This is a genomic window from Streptomyces sp. NBC_01426 (assembly GCF_036231985.1).
In the GTDB taxonomy this organism is placed as follows: domain Bacteria; phylum Actinomycetota; class Actinomycetes; order Streptomycetales; family Streptomycetaceae; genus Streptomyces.
Map to the genome: position 1 here is coordinate 276452 of NZ_CP109502.1, position 18663 is coordinate 295114.

The window sequence follows — 18663 nt, forward strand, 5'->3', positions numbered from 1 at the left end:
GGGACCAGATGGACAACAAGGACTACTCGGCCGGCCTCGGTGAACTGAGGGCCGTCCGCGACGAACTGAAGCCTCTGGAGCGCGAGCTGACCCAGCTCCAGGCCAAGGTCGCCAAGCTGCGCGACCGCCGAGCCGAGAAGATCCGCGAGCTCGGCCGGTACGCGAAGGCAACCTCCGACCGGATCGCGACGGCCGCAGGCCTCGGTGTGATCGACATCGTGGCCCTGGTGCCCTCTCTGGCCCCCCAGGCCGCCCCTGGGGCGCCTGCGGCGCCTTCCGTGACCGGAACCGCCACCGTTGATCAGCAGGCCGTTCAGGAGCCCGCAGAGCCGATCAAGGAAATGGCCGCGCCGCCGAAGCCGGATGAGCCGCAAACCGTCGAGCCCTCCGGAACCGTCGCTCGCCTCGGCGCGGCGCCCCTCGACGGCACCTCCCGCCTGGAGGTGCTCGCCGAAACCGAGCAGGCCGACGTCGCTCCGGCGCCCGCTGCCGCGGGGGTTGGGGAGGGTGAGCGCGTCCTGCCCTCGATTCCGGCTGGTGCCGAGGGTGACGCCTGGTTCCGCGCCGAACCCGACCTCGCGTCGAAGCGGCCGAACTTCAAGCAGGATGCACGGGGGATGGCGTTCCTCGACACCGCGACCGGCGTCCTGGTGTGGCAGGGCGGCACCGTCCGTCTCGACCTCGGCCGGGCCTCGGTGGCGGAGATTCTCACCGCGGTCTACGCACAGGCCCCGGCCACCATCGAGCGGATCTACATCACTGCGGGCGACCCCTGGCACAAGGGCGCGGAGCGGCACGAGTTCCTGAAGGACGCCGTCGCCGCCTGGCTGAACGCAGGGCCCCCGGAGGGCTGGACGGTCGAGGCCTCGCGAGGCAAGGACCGGCAGGCCGGCCACCTGGTCCACCCCCGCAACCCGGTCGGACGCTGGCAGCGCGGCGACCAGCACACGGAAATCCGTTCGATCGGCGAGTGGTTCGACCCCGAGGGCGCCGACCCCGCGACGGTACGCGCCGCGTTCGTCGAGCTGTGGAAGGCTCTGCGCCCGCACTTCGACGACGTGGTCCTCATGGGCTCGCCGTCGCAGACCGGCCGCGACCTGTGGTCGCGGACGATCCCGACCAAGCCTGGCGCGAAGTGGGCGGACGGCTTCCCCGTGATGTCGCAGGAGATCCGCGGCCTGCTCCACGCCACCGCCGGGCAGGGGCGGACCGAGCTGATCGCGCCGCCGCGCGTACCAGAGCGGGTGCCCGGCTGGTACGAGGTCGACCGGACCTTCGCGTACGCCAAGCACACCTGGGCGTCCGGTGTCGGCGTACCGCGTCGGGTCACCGCCGCGACCTTCGCGGCCATGACCCAGAAGGAGCAGACGAACGCGCTGTTCGCGCCGTCGCACTGGCAGGTGCGGGTGACGATCCCCAAGGACTGGAATCACGTCGGGCTGCTCCCGGCCCCGGCCCCCGGCGAGCGGGCCTGGCACTACCCGTACGAAGGCGGCCGGAGCTTCACCACCTGGGCGGGCGGCGCCGAAATCAACCTCGCGCTGCGCAACCCGATCGCGCCGTGGCGGATCGAGATCCTCGACGGCCTGCTGTGGGAGTCCGGCGACCCGCTCAAGAGCTGGAGCACCAAACTGCGCGACGCTTGGCAGTCCCTGCGGGCCACCGCCGAAATCCACGGCGACGAGAAGCAGAAGCAGGCCTGCCGCCTGGCCTCCCGCGCGGTGCGCGCCATCCTTCTCTACGGCATCGGCACGTTCGCACAGCGGCCGCGGATCACGACCGGCTCGCTGGAGCTGGGCGCCGGCGGCGAGGTGCCCGATCTGCCGGACGGTGCGCGACTGACCGGCATCTCGGACACCCACGTCACCTGGGAGCGCAACCAGGGGTTCGCGCGCGACCAGTACGCCCATCCCGAGTGGGCGGCCGGGGTGTGGTCGGCGGCCCGGGCGGCCCTGCTGTCGGTGAACACCAGCTCGAAGGACCCGCAGACGGGGAAGCCCATGAAGGCCGGCGCACTGCACCTTCCCGCGGGGAGCATCTTGGCGTTCCGGACCGACGCCATCTACACCGCGGCGCCGGTCGACTGGGAGTACGGCGGGGAGCCGGGCGACTACCTGCTCAAGGGCCGCATGGCCTGGGAGCAGCCCGCCCCGCGCACGGACGCGGACTTCTACGTCCTACAGGAGCTGGGTCGCCAGGCCTACGAATCGGAGGGCATGTGAGCAGCACCGACGTGGGCTGGGGTGGCCAGTGGGAGCACCCGGCCTGCGGCGCCTCGGGCGAGGCCGTGTGGGAGGACGCGGACACCGTCGACTCCGGTCACGACTGCGGCCGCGAGGGCGTGGTGGTGTGGAGCGCCGAGTGGCGCTGTCACGGCTGCGGCGACGAGGGCGACGGCCAGTTCGAGGACGACAGTCCGGTGTACGCCGACCACGAGTGTGACGACGAGGACGAGGAGGCGGCCGCGTGACGCCGCGCAGGAGGAGGCCGGCGGGCGGCCGGGGAGCACAGCGCAACGAAGCCGCGCGGCTCACCTCGGAGCTGGAGCGGGCCGGGTTCAGCCGGAAACAGGTCGGCGAGATCCTCGGCCGCAATCCGTCGCTGGTCTCGCAATTCTTCACGCAGAACAAGGGCGCGTCGATGGTGGAGGCGCTGCGGGCCGTGGTCCAGGAGGTGCAGGCCGGCGGCCCCCGGGACCTCGCGAGCCTCAAGGCCCTGGCCGCCGGACATGTCCAACCGCGGCTGAACCGCGAGGGCTACAAGGCCCGCGTACGCGGGAAGTCGCGGGTGAGGGCGGAGCGCACGGTCAAGGACGCCAAGGGGAAGACGGTCACCGGCGCCGACGGGAGGCCGGTCAAGGCCTGGTCCTCGTCCCTGGCCAAAGCCGGCAAGCAGCACATCGCCTCCGGCGCCGGTCGGCTCCGGCCGGTGGTCGACGACGCGGCCGCCAACGGCGGACGGATCGCCTTCACCGTCCGGGCTCGTAAGGGATCCTTCAAGCACGATGCCGGACGCCGGGCGGACTCCCCGGCGTCCGCCGCAACGTCGTCCAACGCCGCGATGGAACCGAGGAGCGGGCCTACGCCGACAACCGCGGCGGCCCGGGCTCGGGCGAGGAAGGGTTCGAAGGCGCCGAATTCAAGGCACTGGTCGACGCGGCTGGCGGTGACGTCGCGGCCGCCGTGCAGAAGTGGCTCGTCGACAACGACAAGATCGAGCCCGGCACACCGATCGTCGGGCTGGAGATCCGTGCCTGGAAGTCCCAGGACTGAGGTGCCCTGCCCCGGAGCGTGCGCTCCGGGGCAGGGCACCAACTGCCTGTCTTCTCCTCAACGGGGCCGTCAAATAGGCGCACTTGTGAGTCGCCGGTCGGGAGTCAGCTCTGAAGATGAGCCTCGACGGACCTGATTAGACCGGCCGTATCAATGTCGGTCGTCCATCGGACGTAGGAGAAGGCCTTGTTTCCTCTCGCGGCCCAGTTACGGGCTGCATTGAGGTCCTGAAGGCCGGGTTCCAACATGTTGCTCACGATCACGATGGCGTCCGCGTGGTCCGTCATGAGGAAGCGCGGCCTGATGTGCTTGAACAGTCTGTCTCTGTCCATCACCCTGGTCGGATTGCCGAAGGCCGTTTCGATGATGACGCTCTTGCTGCCCGCAGCGACCACGAAGTCGGCGCGGCCGTGCTCATCGTCAAGCCAGCTTTCCACCTCGACCCGATCGCCGAAGTGGGCGATGAGGCGTTTCCCGAGCACGCTCTGGTAAGCGTGCTCGGAGGTGGCCGCGATGTCAGGGATGTTCTGGATGCGGGGCCGTTCGGCAACTGCGTTGCTGGCGATTCGGACACGTTCACTGTCGTCCTGCGCCTGGTCGAGCTCCTCCCTGACGTGCTGCTCGAACTCGAAGGCGCCGTCGGTGAGGTTCATGCTGGAGATTCGTCGGCCCATGGTGGCGAGTACGACCAGTAGGCCTCCGATCGTTATGAGAGCCGTGGGGCCGGCTTCAACTTCGGTAAGGAAGACGGCGAATCCCCCAGTGCCGACCATGCTGATACCCATGGTGCCGAGGATGCCGCGGGCCCCGGGGGTGAGCCTGCCAGCGTTGGCCAGGCGCGCAACTCGCTCGGCCCGCCGGGCGCGCCACCGGGCTATCCGGCCCGGTTCCGTAGTCGTCATGGCGTGCAGCGTAGGGGACGTGTTGGGCTCCGCAGCCGAGAACCGGATAGACCCCAGACTTCTCCGGTGGCTGGTGGCGGAACCCCGATCGGCCACCCCCGACATCCAGCGCACGCATCTCATTGAAATGCATTTGAGATGGATGCATACTGGGGTGAGCGTCATCGCTCCGCGCAGACCATTGAGGCCGACAGGTCCTCCTCGTCCCGAGCCCGATCGGAGCGATTCCCGTGACGCACACCGGCGCCTGCACCTGAGTCACATCGAGCCCGTGAATCGCAACGAATGGATCAGTAGATGAGCACCCTCCGCCCTCCCCCGAAACCGCCTACCTCAACGCCCCGCACGTCCAGCAGGAGACCGAGGAAATCCTGCGACTGCGTCGCTCCGGACGGATCAGCGACCGAGACTGGCTGCTGCGCCACGCCGCCCTAACCGACCAGCAGACCCTGAACGCCGACCCGAGCGACGGCAAGGTCCAGACCCCGGTCCAGGTGACCATCGCCAAGCTGATGACCTACGACGCCGCGAACGGCACGACCAGCGGCCCACGCGCCGTCGACGACCCCACTTGGGCAGCCGACCCTCGCGGTTACGTCCGCCAGGAGTACGCCATCTGGGCCGAACGGAACGTACGACCGTGAGCGCCGGAAACATCCCGACCATCCGCTGCGACTTCACCGACGAGACCGACTCCGACTGCGACCAGGAGTGGTACGCCCCGGTCCTGATGCCCCACCACCGGGCGCTCCGAGCCTGGCTGCGCGCACGCGGATGGCGCAGGCTGCGCGACGGCCGCGACTTCTGCCCCGATCACGCCCAGCGCTCCTCCACCCCGACCGCCACCCGGCCCCAGGGCCCGGAACCCGAGAGCAAGGCGAGCCCATGACCGACACCCGCACCGCTCCTCCGCTGCGCCCTCACCAGCGCGAGGCCCTGGCCCGCGCGGTCGAGGAACTCACCCCCCGCTCCCCCGCCGAGGCCCCGGCCGGCGGCCTGCGCACCCAGGTCATCATGGCCACGGGCAGCGGCAAGACCCTCGTCGCCGTACAAGCCGCCGAACAGGTCGGCGGGGACCGCGTCCTGGTCCTGGTCCCCTCCCTGGACCTCCTCGACCAGACCGCCCGCGCCTGGCGGGACGGCGGCAGCACCGGCGCCTTCGTCGGGGTGTCCTCTCTCGACTCCCACGAGACCGGCTTCCCGCACACCACCGACCCCCACACCCTGGTACGGCTCACCGCGCACGGGAGCGTCATCGTCTTCGCGACGTACGCCTCCCTCGGCAACGGGATCCTGGAAGCCGCCCACGAAAGCGGCCTGTCACCCTGGGGCCTGATCGTGGTGGACGAGGCGCACCGCACCAGCGGCCGGGCGGGCAAGCCCTGGGCCGTCGTCCACGACAACGCCCGCATCCCGGCCGCCGCGCGCCTCTACATGACCGCCACCCCCCGCATCTGGGCCGCGGGCGACGGCGACGACGAGGACGGCGAAGAACTCGTCGCCTCCATGACCGACGACCCCGACGGCCTGTTCGGCCGCGTCGCCTACCGCCTGCCGCTGGACACCGCGATCGAGGCCGGAATCGTCGCGCCGTACCAGGTAGTGGTCGTGGACGTGCAAGACCACCAACTGAACGCTGCGACGCTGGCCGCCGGCCAGGACTCCGACGCCGTACGCGGGCTGCGGCTCGGCGCCCTCCAGGCGGCCACCCTCAAGGCCGCCGAGGAAGAAGGCCTGCGCCGGGTCCTCAGCTTCCACCAGCGGGTGTCCGAGGCCGAGGCATTCGCCGTCGGCCTGCCCGAAAAAGCCCGCGACCTCCGCCACCAGGACGACGAACCGGCGCCCTCCGAGGACACCGGTGTCTGGGCGCAGTGGCTGCACGGCGAGCACAAGCCGGCCCACCGGCGCAACGTCCTCACCCAGTTCGCGGCTGGCCTGACCGACAGCGGACAAGACGCCCGGCTCTCCCTCATCGCCAGCGTGAAGGTCCTCGGCGAGGGCGTCGACACCCGGGAATGCGAGGGCGTGATCTTCTGCGACGTGCGCGGCTCGATGCCGGACCTGGTTCAGGCCGTCGGCCGCGCCCTGCGGATGCACCCCGGCGAGGGCAAGATGGCCACCCTCCTCGTGCCGGCCTTCCTCGCCACCGGCGAGTCCACGGAGTCGATGCTCACCTCCCCCGCGTACGCGGGCCTGGCCAAGCTCCTCGCCGCGCTGCGCGCCCACGACGCCCGCATCGAGCAACTCACCAACCCGGGCAACCCGCACCCCGCACGCACCGACACCCCCGGGCCCGGGCCCGCCGACCGCGACGGCGCCCCGGACGACGAGCAGACCACCGTGAGCGCCCCGGCCCGCGAGCTCCTGCGGTTCTCGAAGCCCCGCGACGCCCACCAGCTGGCCAGCTTCGTCCAGTTGCGAGTCCTCAACCCCGAGCGAGTGCAGTGGCGTCGCGGACTCCAGGCCGCCCAGCGCTACCGCGCCGAACACGAGGACCTCCGCGTCCCGTACGGCCTCCGGACCCCCAACGACTGGTCCCCCGCCGGCTTCCCGCTCGGCGTCTGGATCGCCGACTGCCGCCGCCACTACAAAGCCGGCAACCTCGACGGCGGCCGCGTCGTGCAGCTGGAGAAGCTCGGCATGCTCTGGAACCTCTTCGACGCACGCTTCGACGAGGGCCTGGCAGCGGCCGCCGCCTGGGCCGCCGAATCCAGTGTCGGCCTGGCCGCCCCCGTGGACGCGGACCTCGACGGATACCCCGTCGGCCGCTGGCTCAAGAACCAGCGCGCGGCCGCCCGCCGAACGAAGGCGCCGCTCTCCGCCGAGCGCCGCACCGCCCTCGCGGAGATCGACCCGGACTGGTGCCCCGAGTGGAGCATCGACTGGCAGCGGGCTTTCCGCCTCGCCCGGCATCACGTAAGCACGGGCGGCTCGCTCGGGGCCGGCATCCTCGTCGAGGACGGCGAGGGCCTCGGCCGCTGGGCCGCCGCGCAACGCAAGGAATTCGGGATGCTGTCGGGGAAGCAGCAGACGATGCTCACCACGCTCGGCATCACGCCGGCCCCCGCCCCCGCCAAGCGGACCCGGGAGGAGATGTGGGCGCACAACCTGCGGGCGGCTGCCCAGTACCGCGCCCGTATCGGAACCCTCGACGTACCACGCAGTCACACCGAGGAGGTCGACGGCGAGGCCGTGCGGCTCGGGGCGTGGATCAGCCAGCAGCGGGCCAGGGCCGGGAAGTTGTCGGCACAGCGTGTCGAGGAGCTGTCGGCCCTGGGCATGCGCTGGTCGTAGAGGAGAGCAGTGCCCGGGGGGCACGCGCGGGCGTGGAAAGAGGGCGGTCTCCCTGCTCACGGAGACCGCCATGCTGTGCCGGGATGAATGAGAGTCACCCGCCGCCGGCGCAGGGCGCGGTCTACTGAGGCGCTTCAGAGCCGCACCTGGCACCTACCGGCTGTCAGCCGTTCCGGCGCTGGGCAGCGCGTGCGCGCTCCGCCCACCGGCCATCGGCCGCCTCGGCGGCTGTCTGCCGGTCGGTCGCGATGACGTGCAGGACGTCGTCGGCGAGTTGCTGCGGGTGGGCGGTCTTCAGGGATGTGCTCAAGGTTTCCCAGGTGCCGAAGACGGTGGAGCCGTCGGTCAAGTCCCGGCCGTCCGATGCCCTGGTCACCGACCACTCCGAGTCGCCGCGGTGGAAGTTGTACTCCTCATCGGCGTCGAGGATCGTGACGTCGCAGCCACACCCACAACTGTCGTCGTCCTGCGGGTCGTAGTCGCCGTCCTCGTGGCGCGTGTTCAGCGCCACCTTCCCGTCGTGCTGCCCGGCGAGCAGGGCAGCCACGGCCGCCATGGTCTGGTGGCTATCGGTCGGAACCAAGGCCGAGCCGGGGGCCGCTTCAAGGGCTCGCACCGTGGTGGAGGCATGCCGGGCGACGAGACCGTGGAGCGTGTCGGACAGCGCCTGCAGCGTTTCCAAGGCGTCGCCCAGGTTCGCCGGCTTCCCGGCGGCCGGCGCAACCAAGTCGGCCTCACCGCGTTCCACGATCCGTCCGACCGACCGACGCAGCTCCAAGAACGCGTCGGCGCTGTGCTGGAGTTGGACGAAAAGCGCCGACGCGACCGTCGCGGCGTCCTGCGGGGTGTAGAGGGCCCACGGGCTCTCCAGGGCCCGGACCACGGCCCCGGCGGTCTCCGCCGCGGTGCAGGCCATCTCGATCGAGTCCACGGGATCGTCCATGCCGTGGTCGACCGCGGTACGCACCTCCGAGAGGAGGTCGTTCTGCTTCTCGGAAGCCTGCTCGTACAGGCGGTTCCACGGAGCTGTGTCATCGAGGCGGGCCGTCGAGCCCTGGTTGATCAGCATGCCGAGGATCCTTTCAGATCAGCCGAACCCGGCGAGGCCATCATGCGCCAACCCCCCTCAAACCGTGTCAGCGACGAGGACGATTCCGGATGCACCGGTGTCCGGCCCGATCTGCTCGGGGTCGAGGCTCGATTCCGCAGCGACGGTAGGCGCGTCGCAGTCGCCCCAAGTAGCCGCACAACTGCTGGTCAGGTCATCTTCGGGGTCGAGGTCTTCAGGCTTGCCCGGGATGCCGAACGCATCCAGAAGGCGGCGCGCGACGCCAAAGGGCTCGCCCATTGCCAGCTCAGGGTATTCGGCGATCCACCGCCTGATGACGGCGCTGCCTTCGGCGATCAGCCACGCCTCGCCGTCGTTCTGCTCGCTATGGAAGTAGGCCTGAGCTCGTCCAAATTCCGAGCTCAGCTGTTGGCACAGGTTCGTGACGAGGTCGGTGCGCGTCAGATAGGGAAGCCCGCACCACGCCCCAACGATCAAGGTCCACCCCTCGATTGCTGGGGTGATCACGGTTGTTGAGAATCGCTCCTCGCCGCTGTGCGCAACCTCGGCGATGAGATCGACACCGTGTGCCCAGGTTGTCTCACGCACGTTCCTGAGGCCAAGTTGCGCGACAAGATCGGCCTGGTTGGCGCCATGGACCGGATCCACGAGAGCCAGCATGCACGTATCGCCAAGGGCGAATCGGAGGTCTCCACGACCGCCACCATAGTCAGGCTGTGAGCGAGACCAGAGAGCCGGGCACCTGACCATTCAAGATCATCTGAGACAGGGCGAATCGGTCCAGATCATCTGTACAGGGGCCAGATCGCCTGAGACGGGACACCTGGGCACCAACTCCGGTGGGACAGGTCAACTGTCCCGTGTCACCCAACCTTGAGCGTGTGTCATCGAAGTTTGATCATGTGGTCAAGCTGCGAGACCGAGCGGCGCGAAGAGCTCGTCATCTGAGGAGAGCGGGGGCCGCCGCGCACGGCGTCGCACCCGACGCTGCCCAGTGGCCGGCCAACTTGCTGCCGAGCCGGCGGGCCCCACGGCTGCGGCGGCGTGAGACTACCGTCTTCCGCCTGACAACTGTTCGGCACCCGCGCCCCGCGAATCTGGGGCGAAGGCATGGGGCTCAGGGCATGCTGGTGAGTGGCCAGGGATTCGGGGCGTTGCGTCGGATCGCCGCGCGTATGTGGACCATGGCCAGGATGGCGCTCATGTGGGTCTTGCCCTCGGTATACCGGACGTGACCCTTGCAGAACCAGAGGGCGTTCTCGGGATGCCCCTCGTGATCGAGAGGTGGTGCTATCGCACGGAAGTACACGAGCGTGAAAGTCTCGTAGTCCTGATCCGTGGGTGACGCGTGGCAGATCGTGCAGTACGGGGGCATCACGGCTGGTCAACTCCACTCCGCCGAACGAGTCATGATCGCAATCCTACGTTCGTCCCGTCACCAGCGCCGTCTCGTCCCGCCTCTCGGTATCGCAGCTCCCAGGTACGCGCTTCGGCGCCTGATCCGGCTTCGCCGGATCTGACCAGGCGTGAGCAGACTTCGATGACACAAACTCGCAGCCGGTCAAGGCTCGATGGCACACGATCAAGGTTCGGTGACGCAGGACATCCGTCCGGTGTCCTGTCTCATCGAAGTTGAAGCGAGTGTCATCGAAGTTGGAGTGATCCACTTCAGGATGTCTGCGGGTCTGTGTGCTGTGGGGTTGTGGCCCGGATCTGGATCTGTAGGAGCGCCAGCGATGTCGAGACGCTGTGGGTGTCCATGAGTTCGGTCCAGATCTCGGTGGCGCCCATCCCCTTGACGATCATGTCGGTGACCAGCTTCTTTGTCTCCGTGTCGAGGGCATTGCGTCGTCGGCGGGTGCTGAGCTCGGGGAAGATCGAGGGGGTTAGCACGCGGCGGACGAGCCATTTTGGGACTTCCCATTCCTCGGAGATGACTCGGATGGGCATGCTGGCGTCCAGAGCGTCGTGCTGGATGAGGACGGCCAGGTCAGCGCCATGCCGGTTGAGGGCTTCATGTTGGTGGTGCCGGAGGGATCCGGGGTTCGGCTTGACCCGGTCTCGGGGGGAGGTGGCGTCCGAGAGTGCGTTTTGCAGGGCTTCTGCAGAGCGTCCGGAGACAGCAGCAAGCCGTTCGATGTGGGGTTTCCCCTGCCAGAAGGGGGGTCCGCAGAGGAAGCAATGAAGGTAGCTGGGCTTGAGGTGGTTGGCCCGGGCGAGGCGCCGGATGTAGGAGTCGATGGTCTCGCCGAGTTGCGGGCGGACGTTGACGGGGAGCTTCGCGATGTCGGGCTGCGGGGGTGTCATCGCCTGGCCGTTGACTTGGCCGCTGAAGCGCTCTGCGCCGAGTGGTCCAGGGGGACCGCTTCGAGGGAGGACTTCGTGATCTTCTCGGTGCCGGTGAGGATCGCGTCGATGGCAGCTCCGCGGATGGCGTGGGAGAGAGCCCCGATCATGCCGCCGGTGCGATCGTGCAGGTAGCGATCGAGTCCGACCAACGTGCCGGGACGGTGCCGCTGCAAGAGGAGGGTGCTCTCCAGGGTAGCGACCAGGCCCTGCCACTCCTTGCCGTAAGGGAAGGCGTGGGTGGGGAGGAGTGTGAAGCGGCCGGCGATCTGGGCTCCGCGAGTGCCGGAGAGCAAGTTGCTGTGCTCGATGTTGATGCCGGCATAGATGAAGGTCGCGGGGATGCGCTCAGAGAAGTACTTGAGCGTGTCGGCGACATCGGCGCCGTTTTGGCTGGTCAGCGAGATGTTGTGCAGCTCGTCGACGAGGACGAGGCCGGTGCGGGTGGTGGTGCAGACGCCGACGACGGCCTCGATGAGGTCGGTGATGTTCGAGCGCCGGCGGACGGGGAGGCCGAGGAAGCGAGCGAACTCGGCAGCGACCATGCGGGCGGTCGCAGCGGGCGGAACAGTGATGTAGACGACCGGGATCCGGTCGGCGCCGTGTGGGTTGCGGGCGCGGTCCAGGAGCTCGTGGGAGCGTCCGAGTTGGGTGATGGCGATGGTCTTGCCCGTCCCGGCAGGCCCGGAGACGATCAGCCCGCGGCGAGCACTGATCGCGTGCCGGTTCAGCAGCACCAGGCGGCGCCCGCAGGTCACGGTATGGCGGACGGTCGAGGTCGCAACCACCATCAGCCGGGCGTGGTGATCGAGCCGGACTTCGTAGTCGATCTCCCGCTCGGAGCCCGACAGGGCCTCGTGCTCGGCCGGGGTCAGCAGCCGCGGAGGGGTCGGCTGTTCGGCGGTGAAGCGGCGCCAGCCTTCACGGGTGGTCAGGTGAAACTCGGCCTCGTCCACATTCTCCTGCGCAATGCCAGGGCTGGGATGGGTCACCTTCGCCTCCACGGGTCTTCGAGTGGATCAAACAAGCCCAGAGGAATTACCTCGGCGAGCGCCTCGTCCTGACCCGAGCCCGCTTCGGGCTTCTCGGGCGGTGCTGGCGTCGGCTGGGGAATGGAGGTGCTGGGGCCCGCAGCGCGTGTGCGAGCGGCGACCCGCCGCTCCCGCGCGGTGTGCTTCGGCCTGGAGGGCTGACCGGGTCCGGCATGGGCCCTGGCCAGGAGAGCGGAAACCGCGTCAGCAATCTCAGATTCCGTGGTCTCGGGCAGGCCTTGGCTGGCGTGGTCCCAGGCCAGCTCCCCGAACGGGACAGGGGTCCGGCGCAGGTGCTTCCACGTGGCCTGGATCCACTGTCCGTCGGCGTGATGGTTGCGTACCCAGATTCGGGACACGTCGTAGGGGTCGTGATGGACCTCCCAGAGCCCCTTCTTCGCTGCAACCCCCGAGTGCTGCCGCCGGAACGGGGTCAGCTCAGGGCTGTCGTAGGTGCGGCGCTTGATCTTGATCCCGTAGTCGTTGACCACCCGCCAGACGGCCGGCAGGAGTTCGACGTAGTCGTCACTGCTGAGCGCGACCGGAACGTAACCGCAGGCCTCGACGAGGGCCGCATACTTCTCGTTCGGCGTGAACGACCTGCCCGGGTGGGACGGATCGCGCAGCCCATCATGCTGCCGGTTCTGCCAGTGGGCGACGAGCCACTCGTCCAGCAACTCCTGGAGCTCCAGCACAGACCACAGCGGCTTGCTGTCCAGGTGACGGCCGCGGCGATCGGTGTTGCGCCCCGTGAAGCCCGAGAGGAACTGAGTGAACAGAGTGCCCACGGAGTTCAGCATCTTCTCGATGTGGCCCTTCTCGAAGGGCGAACCCTTGTGAGCAGGCTGAACGTCGATCTCAAGGAACCGGCAGGAGGCGAGGAAGTTGCGGGAGACGAAGGCCTTGCCGTGATCACAGACGATCATCTCCGGCACGATCACCGGCCGTGCAGCCGCGTGCTCCAGACGCTGGTCGATACTCAGCAACCGCTGGTGCGGCAGCACCGAACGCGACATCCGCAGGGCGTCGATCCAGCCGGGTCTCATCACCTCCGGCGTGACGGTGCGGGCCAGCAACACGCTGGCATCCACCGATTTTGTGGTGGGCCGCAGCACGGCTGCGGTCACCGTTCGCGTTGCGACATCGATCATGCCGGTGAGCTCGACCTTGCCCGAGGTGCTGTCGTCGAGGCGGACCAGCACGTCCAGCGGGGTCGAGTCGATCTGCATGACCTCACCAGGCGCGAAAGCCGGCAGTTCGCTGAACGGAGCTGACGCCCCATGGGCCCGTGACCTGCGGGTCACGGCGGAGCCGGTGATGTGGGTGCCCGCGGTGAGTTTGATGAGCAGTCGGTAGAGCGTCGAGCGGGACGGCAGTGAGGCCGTCCGACCCTCCTCACTGTTCCTGAGAATCTCGCCGGTCCGCCACAAAAGGAACGTGCCCGTGCGGGTGGAGGCGTCCACTGCTTCGCTGACTGCCTGCTTCATCGCCGTGACCACCGCCTCGTCCACGGCTCCATACCTGGGTGTCCTGCGGACCGAACGGTGATCAGCCAGGCCGAGCACCCCGTTCGTCTCGTAGCGGCGACGCCGCTTGCCGACCGTGCTCGCGCTCACCGTGTGTCCTGCGGCCGTCAGCTCGGCGGCCTTGGCCCCTTCCCGCATAGTGAGCGACCGGGTCAGGAGGTACTCCGGGTTCGGCTCCGTGCCCAGCGGGGCGTCCGCCGGCACCCCGTGCAGGACCTCCAGAATGTGGCCCTCCCACCACAAGGCCTTCTCCAGCACCGACTGCGGCAGTGTCTCCAGCAGGGATACCGGTGGCAGGGGCATCCGACCGGGACTATCGATGACCTCGAAATCCGCATCTCCGAACAGCACGGTCAGGTCAACCGCCCGAGGCTCGCGGCCGAGGTCCGAGAGATGGACCGAGCGGCCCGAGAAGGCCAGGACCATCCGGACCTGGCCTTCGAACCGCACCCGTTCACCGACCCCGAGTCCCGTCGTTCGTGCCAACCGTCCCACTACTCCCCCCTCACGGCCTGCACGAAGCTGTCAGCTGCCAGAAGCTGAGAAGTCACATCCGTCACCAGCGTGCGGTTCCACAACAGGTGAAACAACACCGGCAGCACCAAGAGCAGATCACCTGCCCGCGCGGCCCCCGCCAGCAGTGGAGCCGGCTCCTGAAAGATGCTGACCAGCCGTTCAGCGAGCTCGGGCCGACGACCGCACCGGCTCCTGCGGTAGCGCGACAGCCATCGCATGTTCGCCATCAGCACGGGATCCGGCACACCGACACGTACGAACTCCCAGCCCACCGCCCGACATGCCCGCTCTGTTGCCTCGAAGGCATCGGCGGTTGTCTCGTCTATCTGATCACTGGCGCGGACGTCGACGACCCGGCAGCGGCCGTCCGCGAGCCGCACAAAGTAGTCCGGAGCATGCCGGCGCTTGCGTGAGCCACCATGCCAGTGCAGCCAGAACGGTTGCGAGGCGATCCCTTTCACGTCCGGATCCGCATCGAGGAGGATCAACCGGTCCCGCTCCAGCCACGACTCGTACCCAACGTGGCCACCAGTTGTCGCCGACCAGTGCCACCCCGCGTAGCTCCCACCGCCCTTGGACCAGTGAAACGCGCGCACCGGATCTACCCTCTCGAAGCACGCGTTCCAGCTGACTCTCAAAGAGCGGCGAACCTGTACGCCGCCCTCGTAGAAGCGCAGCTCGAACGCATCAAGCGCAGACTGCACGCACGTATCCGCAAGCTCTCCCGCCATACACCCCTGCCGCCCCGTGCCTCTCGTTGAAAGATCAGGCTCCCCAGTGCCGGCGCGAAGCTGCGTGTCAGATGGCGAAACCCCTCGCCCGTGTGAACGGTCACTCAAACTTGGATGAGACGAAACCGTGGTTCGTCCACCTTCGGTGACATCCGCTCCAAGTTCGATGAGACGGGACATCCGGCGCCTCAACCCGGCAATTTACGCATATTGAAAAAAGCGACGCCAAGAATGGGCCCTCCAGTCGACGAACTCGGCCTACCCGGTATGGATCGACCTGTGATCGCCTGAGAGGTCCGCAGGCGGCCTCTGGTGGCCTTTTCGGTTGCCGAGTCGCCCTCCGGCTACGGGAAATGGGGGACCCGGGTGGTGAAGCGGCCGCAGTGATACGGGCGGCGCGCGTCGAGGCGGCCACGTGCACTACGGACACTTCCGGTGGGCAAGCCCCCGCCCTCGTCCCTTCGGGGACTGGGCAAGCCTTCGGGCAAGCCGCCATGAGGAAAGTGGATGGCGATCCCCACCATCTGGTGGGAGGCGACGCTCCCCCGCCAGCCCACCGTGGCCGGTGCGCGCCACGACCTGCTTCAGGAAGGCCCGTCCATGCCCGGACGTCGAAACCAGCCCCGCACTCCTCGGCGACGGCCAGGACGAGGGCGCCGCTCCGTACACCGCCGCCGGGGAGGGCCTACCGGCGATACCGCCGGCCTCCTCGCGATCGCCGCGTTCACGTCCGTCCTCGTCCCGCAGATCCGGCAGGGGCTTCAGCTCTACGGCGCCGACATCGCCGCCGTCACCGTCGCGGTCCTGGCCGGCGGAGCTTTGACGCTGCTGCTAGTGAAGGCCGCGCGTCGTGGTGCCTCCGGGTGGGCCGCCCGGCGTCGGCGACCGGAGGGCTGGGACATCCGCTTTCTGGACGGCCTGCACCACAGGCAGTTCGAGGAAGCCGTACGGGACCTGATGCGCCGCGACGGAGTTCTCGACGCTGTCCGGGTGGGCGGCGCAGGCGACAACGGCGCCGACGTCAAGGGGACCGACCCGGCAGGCCGGCGCTGGGTAATCCAGTGCAAGCACCGCGTGCGACACGAAGTCGCACTACTCAGCGGGCGGAGATAAGGAGGGAGGCTCCGCCCCCGGCAAGTGATCAATGTCGGTCCCCACATTCGGGGGCATCCCTGGCAACGGGGTTGTCCTAAGCCGAACTGGAAAAGCCCAAGCCCCTGTCTCGTCGCGGGGAACAGGTGAAGGGGAAGGCCGGAAGGACGAACGAGAGTGAATCCCTGTTGCAACGCATCGTTAATGCAACTTCGCGCCGACGAGGAACCACCGAAGCGCGATGGTAAGTCCTGGCGGTGGAAACCGCCGCGTGCGTGGAAGGCGACGAAACGACCACGAGATCACCACGGGACTCGGTGCAGAGGGGGCGTCCTAACCAGGCCGCATCTGAATAGTGCGGAACGTGGAAACCCCGTAAAGGTCCGCGAACTGCGGTAAGTCGGAGGTAACGAAGACCTAACTCCTTTGCGGGAAAGGATGATCCGAGAAGCGAAAGCCGCCAAGACGAAAGTCCAGAGGAAACGCCGGAAATGGTCACCTTCAGCCCCGGCTATAACTCGGCGGATATCAGGCATATGCCTGAGCCCGAAAGGGAGCCCACGCGGATCAGGTAGGCAGAAAAAGAGAAACTGCAAGCAGTCTGCATCGAGGCGCAAGTTAGATACCGAAGGGAAGCGGCAGCCGGCATGTCAATGGCAACTCGACTGTCGCCAGAGGCGGCGAACGGACCCTCGAACGTGAACGGCCGGTCACCCAGATCCGAATGGGCGAAGGCCGAGGAGAACGTAAGGCGACTTCGACAGCGCATCTTTAGAGCCGCGCAAGAAGGTGACCTCAAGAAGGTACGAAACCTTCAAAAGCTCATGCTGCGTTCGCACTCAAACCTCGCCGTAAGTGTGCGGCGAGTGACGCAGAAGAGCCATGGGAAGAGGACGGCGGGCATTGATGGCGAGACCGCTCTTACCGCTTTGGAACGACGGCGCCTCACCAAGGAGCTCACTTCCGACAGGGGTCTCGATGCCAAGCCCGTCAAGCGTGTATACATTCCGAAGTCAAGCGGCAAAATGCGCCCTCTAGGAATCCCGGTTATCAGGGATCGAGTGAACCAGGCCAGAGCGAAGAATGCCCTGGAACCTGAGTGGGAGGCTCGCTTCGAAGCGAGAAGCTACGGCTTCCGCCCAGGGCGGAGTTGCCACGACGCCATCAGTACCATCCACACAGTCACCTCGGGAAAACGTACGAAACGGCTGTGGGTACTGGACGCGGACCTGGCAGCGGCCTTTGACCGCATTGATCATGAACGCCTCCTTGCGGCCATCGGATCGTTCCCCGGACGGGAAATGATCCGCCGATGGTTGAGAGCCGGAGTGATGGAGAACCAGAAGCTAACGGCAACCGATGAGGGGACGCCCCAAGGAGGTGTGATCAGTCCCCTTCTCCTGAACATCGCTCTACACGGAATGACAGAAGCGGCAGGAGCAACGGAAAGGGTAACTCGTACCGATCCGACTGCCCCAACTTTGATTCGGTACGCTGACGACTTCGTCGCGCTCTGTGTGACGAAGGAAGAAGCACTAATGGTGAAAGAACGCCTTTCCAAGTGGCTTGAGCCCAAGGGTCTGGCCTTTAATGAGGAAAAGACCCGAGTGGTCCACCTCAGTGAAGGATTCGACTTCCTCGGGTTCAACATCCAGCGCATGCGCAACGGGAAGGTGATCATTCGGCCGAGTCGAGACGCCGTTAAACGACTCATCCGGACTCTCAAGGAACGCATCCGAAGTATGGACGGTTGGGAGACCATAGCCCTAATCGGCAAGCTCAACCCAACTATCCGAGGATGGGCTACCTACTACCGGGGAGTCGTCTCCAGTAACATCTTCGCAACGCTGGATTCCTACGTTTTCCAGCGACTCTGGATGTGGGCCATGCGAAGACACCGAAATAAGGGGCGACTATGGAGGATCGCCCACTATTGGGGGGAATTCAACCTTCACAGGCGAGACAGATGGGTATTCGGCGATCGCAAGACCGGCGCATACCTCATCAAGTTCAGTTGGACCAAAATTGTAAGACATAAGCTGGTCACGGGCCGGGCCTCCAAGGACGACCCGAGTTTGTCTGCATACTGGGCCAGCAGATCCCGACGTCGCAAACATCCTGATGCTGACGGAAAGCGAAACATCGGGCTGGCGGTGCGGCAGAAGGGACTCTGCCCGAGGTGTGGGCTGGACCTGATCGAAGGCGCCGAGTTCGAACCGCAGGACGTACGTGAGTGGGTCCAATGGTTCTCAGCCTCGGCGAAACAACTACACGTGCACCACATCGTGTACCGACGTGACGGCGGCTCAAACGACAGGTTGAATCTGGAGCTGATTCACGCAGACTGCCATCGGGAACTCCACGCCCGGGGCAACCGTAGGACACCTATTGCGCGGGCCTCGCAGCCCGCTTGAGCCGTGTGCGTTGAGAGGCGCACGCACGGTTCTGAGGGGGGTCCGGCGCAGCGATGCGCCGGACCTACCCGACCGCGACGGGGCTGCCGGAGCGGCCGTTGGCACGCCAGACCTTCATGTCCTCAACGGCACCGGACGTCCCGTGCACGGGGGCGATGTCGTCGTCCTCGTCACCAACGGCAGGTTCACCAAGCCTGCAAGGGAGTTCGCCCGAAGCCAACGGCTTCACCTGGTCGACCGTGTCCTCCTGGACCGGTGGGCTGGAGGCTCGTCCCCACTCTGGGCACTCCTCCCCCAGCTTCCGCCGCCCCGGCGGGTCCGTCCCTCGGAGGAAACGCCTCGTCGTCTCCGCTCCTGATGGACAACGGCAACTCGATTTTGACGGTGAAGTGCATTTACCCACAACCCAGACTTCACGGGCGACACACCGCGAATTGACACCGGATCACGCTGAAGGGATCCCAGTTAGT

The 18663-nt window shown here is 67.4% G+C and carries 13 protein-coding genes and 2 pseudogenes; 8 read left to right on the top strand and 7 right to left on the bottom strand.

Features of this window, described 5'->3' with window-relative positions; genetic code table 11:
* Window positions 1-8: 8 nt before the first annotated feature.
* On the top strand, window positions 9-2222 hold the full coding sequence (locus tag OG906_RS39810; RefSeq protein WP_329449114.1) for a Mucin-19: 2214 nt from the start codon (window positions 9-11) through the stop codon (window positions 2220-2222).
* Window positions 2219-2470 (top strand): hypothetical protein, encoded by a 252-nt coding sequence (locus OG906_RS39815; protein WP_329449115.1) that lies wholly within the window; start codon window positions 2219-2221, stop codon window positions 2468-2470. Before OG906_RS39810 ends, OG906_RS39815 begins: the two co-directional genes overlap by 4 nt.
* A gap of 906 nt (window positions 2471-3376) precedes the next feature.
* Here OG906_RS39815 and OG906_RS39820 read toward each other — a convergent pair.
* Window positions 3377-4174: a hypothetical protein gene (locus OG906_RS39820; protein WP_329449116.1), complete on the bottom strand. Its 798-nt coding sequence runs from the start codon at window positions 4172-4174 to the stop codon at window positions 3377-3379.
* Between the two features lie 494 nt (window positions 4175-4668).
* Between OG906_RS39820 and OG906_RS39825 the strand changes: the two genes are divergently transcribed.
* From OG906_RS39825 to OG906_RS39835, 3 genes are read left to right on the top strand one after another with little or no spacing between them, the layout of a single operon-like run.
* Window positions 4669-4818 carry a hypothetical protein gene (locus OG906_RS39825; protein ID WP_329449117.1) on the top strand — a complete coding sequence of 50 codons (150 nt, stop codon included), beginning with the start codon at window positions 4669-4671 and terminating at the stop codon, window positions 4816-4818.
* The gene (locus tag OG906_RS39830) at window positions 4815-5063 is read left to right on the top strand and encodes a hypothetical protein (protein ID WP_329449118.1); all 249 of its coding nucleotides are present in this window, start codon (window positions 4815-4817) and stop codon (window positions 5061-5063) included. The genes OG906_RS39825 and OG906_RS39830 overlap by 4 nt, the downstream gene beginning before the upstream one ends.
* On the top strand, window positions 5060-7468 hold the full coding sequence (locus OG906_RS39835) for a DEAD/DEAH box helicase (protein WP_329449119.1): 2409 nt from the start codon (window positions 5060-5062) through the stop codon (window positions 7466-7468). The genes OG906_RS39830 and OG906_RS39835 overlap by 4 nt, the downstream gene beginning before the upstream one ends.
* A gap of 163 nt (window positions 7469-7631) precedes the next feature.
* Here OG906_RS39835 and OG906_RS39840 read toward each other — a convergent pair whose 3' ends face one another.
* From OG906_RS39840 to OG906_RS39865, 6 genes are all read right to left on the bottom strand, one after another.
* Window positions 7632-8537, bottom strand: coding sequence for a hypothetical protein (locus OG906_RS39840; protein WP_329449120.1), 906 nt, complete (start codon window positions 8535-8537; stop codon window positions 7632-7634).
* Window positions 8538-8594: 57 nt separating this feature from the next.
* Window positions 8595-9197: a hypothetical protein gene (locus tag OG906_RS39845; RefSeq protein ID WP_329449121.1), complete on the bottom strand. Its 603-nt coding sequence runs from the start codon at window positions 9195-9197 to the stop codon at window positions 8595-8597.
* Window positions 9198-10205: 1008 nt separating this feature from the next.
* A complete protein-coding gene (locus tag OG906_RS39850) occupies window positions 10206-10844 on the bottom strand; it encodes a hypothetical protein (RefSeq protein WP_329449122.1) in 639 nt (212 codons plus the stop codon).
* Entirely contained in the window at window positions 10841-11875 is a 1035-nt protein-coding gene (locus OG906_RS39855) for a TniB family NTP-binding protein (RefSeq protein WP_443067503.1), read from the bottom strand. Before OG906_RS39855 ends, OG906_RS39850 begins: the two co-directional genes overlap by 4 nt.
* Window positions 11872-13935 carry a Mu transposase C-terminal domain-containing protein gene (locus OG906_RS39860; RefSeq protein WP_443067504.1) on the bottom strand — a complete coding sequence of 688 codons (2064 nt, stop codon included), beginning with the start codon at window positions 13933-13935 and terminating at the stop codon, window positions 11872-11874. The genes OG906_RS39855 and OG906_RS39860 overlap by 4 nt, the downstream gene beginning before the upstream one ends.
* Entirely contained in the window at window positions 13935-14687 is a 753-nt protein-coding gene (locus OG906_RS39865; protein WP_329449124.1) for a TnsA-like heteromeric transposase endonuclease subunit, read from the bottom strand. Before OG906_RS39865 ends, OG906_RS39860 begins: the two co-directional genes overlap by 1 nt.
* A gap of 909 nt (window positions 14688-15596) precedes the next feature.
* On the opposite strand from OG906_RS39865, the pseudogene OG906_RS43795 reads away from it, so the two are divergent.
* The 3 genes and pseudogenes from OG906_RS43795 to OG906_RS39880 all read left to right on the top strand — a co-directional run.
* Window positions 15597-15761, top strand: a pseudogene (locus OG906_RS43795) (restriction endonuclease); the annotation flags it as partial.
* 671 nt (window positions 15762-16432) lie between these two features.
* Window positions 16433-18193 (top strand): group II intron reverse transcriptase/maturase, encoded by a 1761-nt coding sequence (gene ltrA, locus OG906_RS39875; RefSeq protein ID WP_329448937.1) that lies wholly within the window; start codon window positions 16433-16435, stop codon window positions 18191-18193.
* 73 nt (window positions 18194-18266) lie between these two features.
* A pseudogene (locus tag OG906_RS39880) lies at window positions 18267-18551 on the top strand (restriction endonuclease); the annotation flags it as partial.
* Between the last annotated feature and the right edge of the window lie 112 nt (window positions 18552-18663).

Coding starts and splice junctions, on each gene's coding strand:
- OG906_RS39810 (WP_329449114.1), top strand. CDS start 9: ATGGACAACAAGGACTACTCGGCCGGCCTCGGTGAACTGAGGGCCGTC.
- OG906_RS39820 (WP_329449116.1), bottom strand. CDS start 4,174: ATGACGACTACGGAACCGGGCCGGATAGCCCGGTGGCGCGCCCGGCGG.
- OG906_RS39835 (WP_329449119.1), top strand. CDS start 5,060: ATGACCGACACCCGCACCGCTCCTCCGCTGCGCCCTCACCAGCGCGAG.
- OG906_RS39840 (WP_329449120.1), bottom strand. CDS start 8,537: ATGCTGATCAACCAGGGCTCGACGGCCCGCCTCGATGACACAGCTCCG.
- OG906_RS39845 (WP_329449121.1), bottom strand. CDS start 9,197: ATGCTGGCTCTCGTGGATCCGGTCCATGGCGCCAACCAGGCCGATCTT.
- OG906_RS39850 (WP_329449122.1), bottom strand. CDS start 10,844: ATGACACCCCCGCAGCCCGACATCGCGAAGCTCCCCGTCAACGTCCGC.
- OG906_RS39865 (WP_329449124.1), bottom strand. CDS start 14,687: ATGGCGGGAGAGCTTGCGGATACGTGCGTGCAGTCTGCGCTTGATGCG.
- ltrA (WP_329448937.1), top strand. CDS start 16,433: ATGGCAACTCGACTGTCGCCAGAGGCGGCGAACGGACCCTCGAACGTG.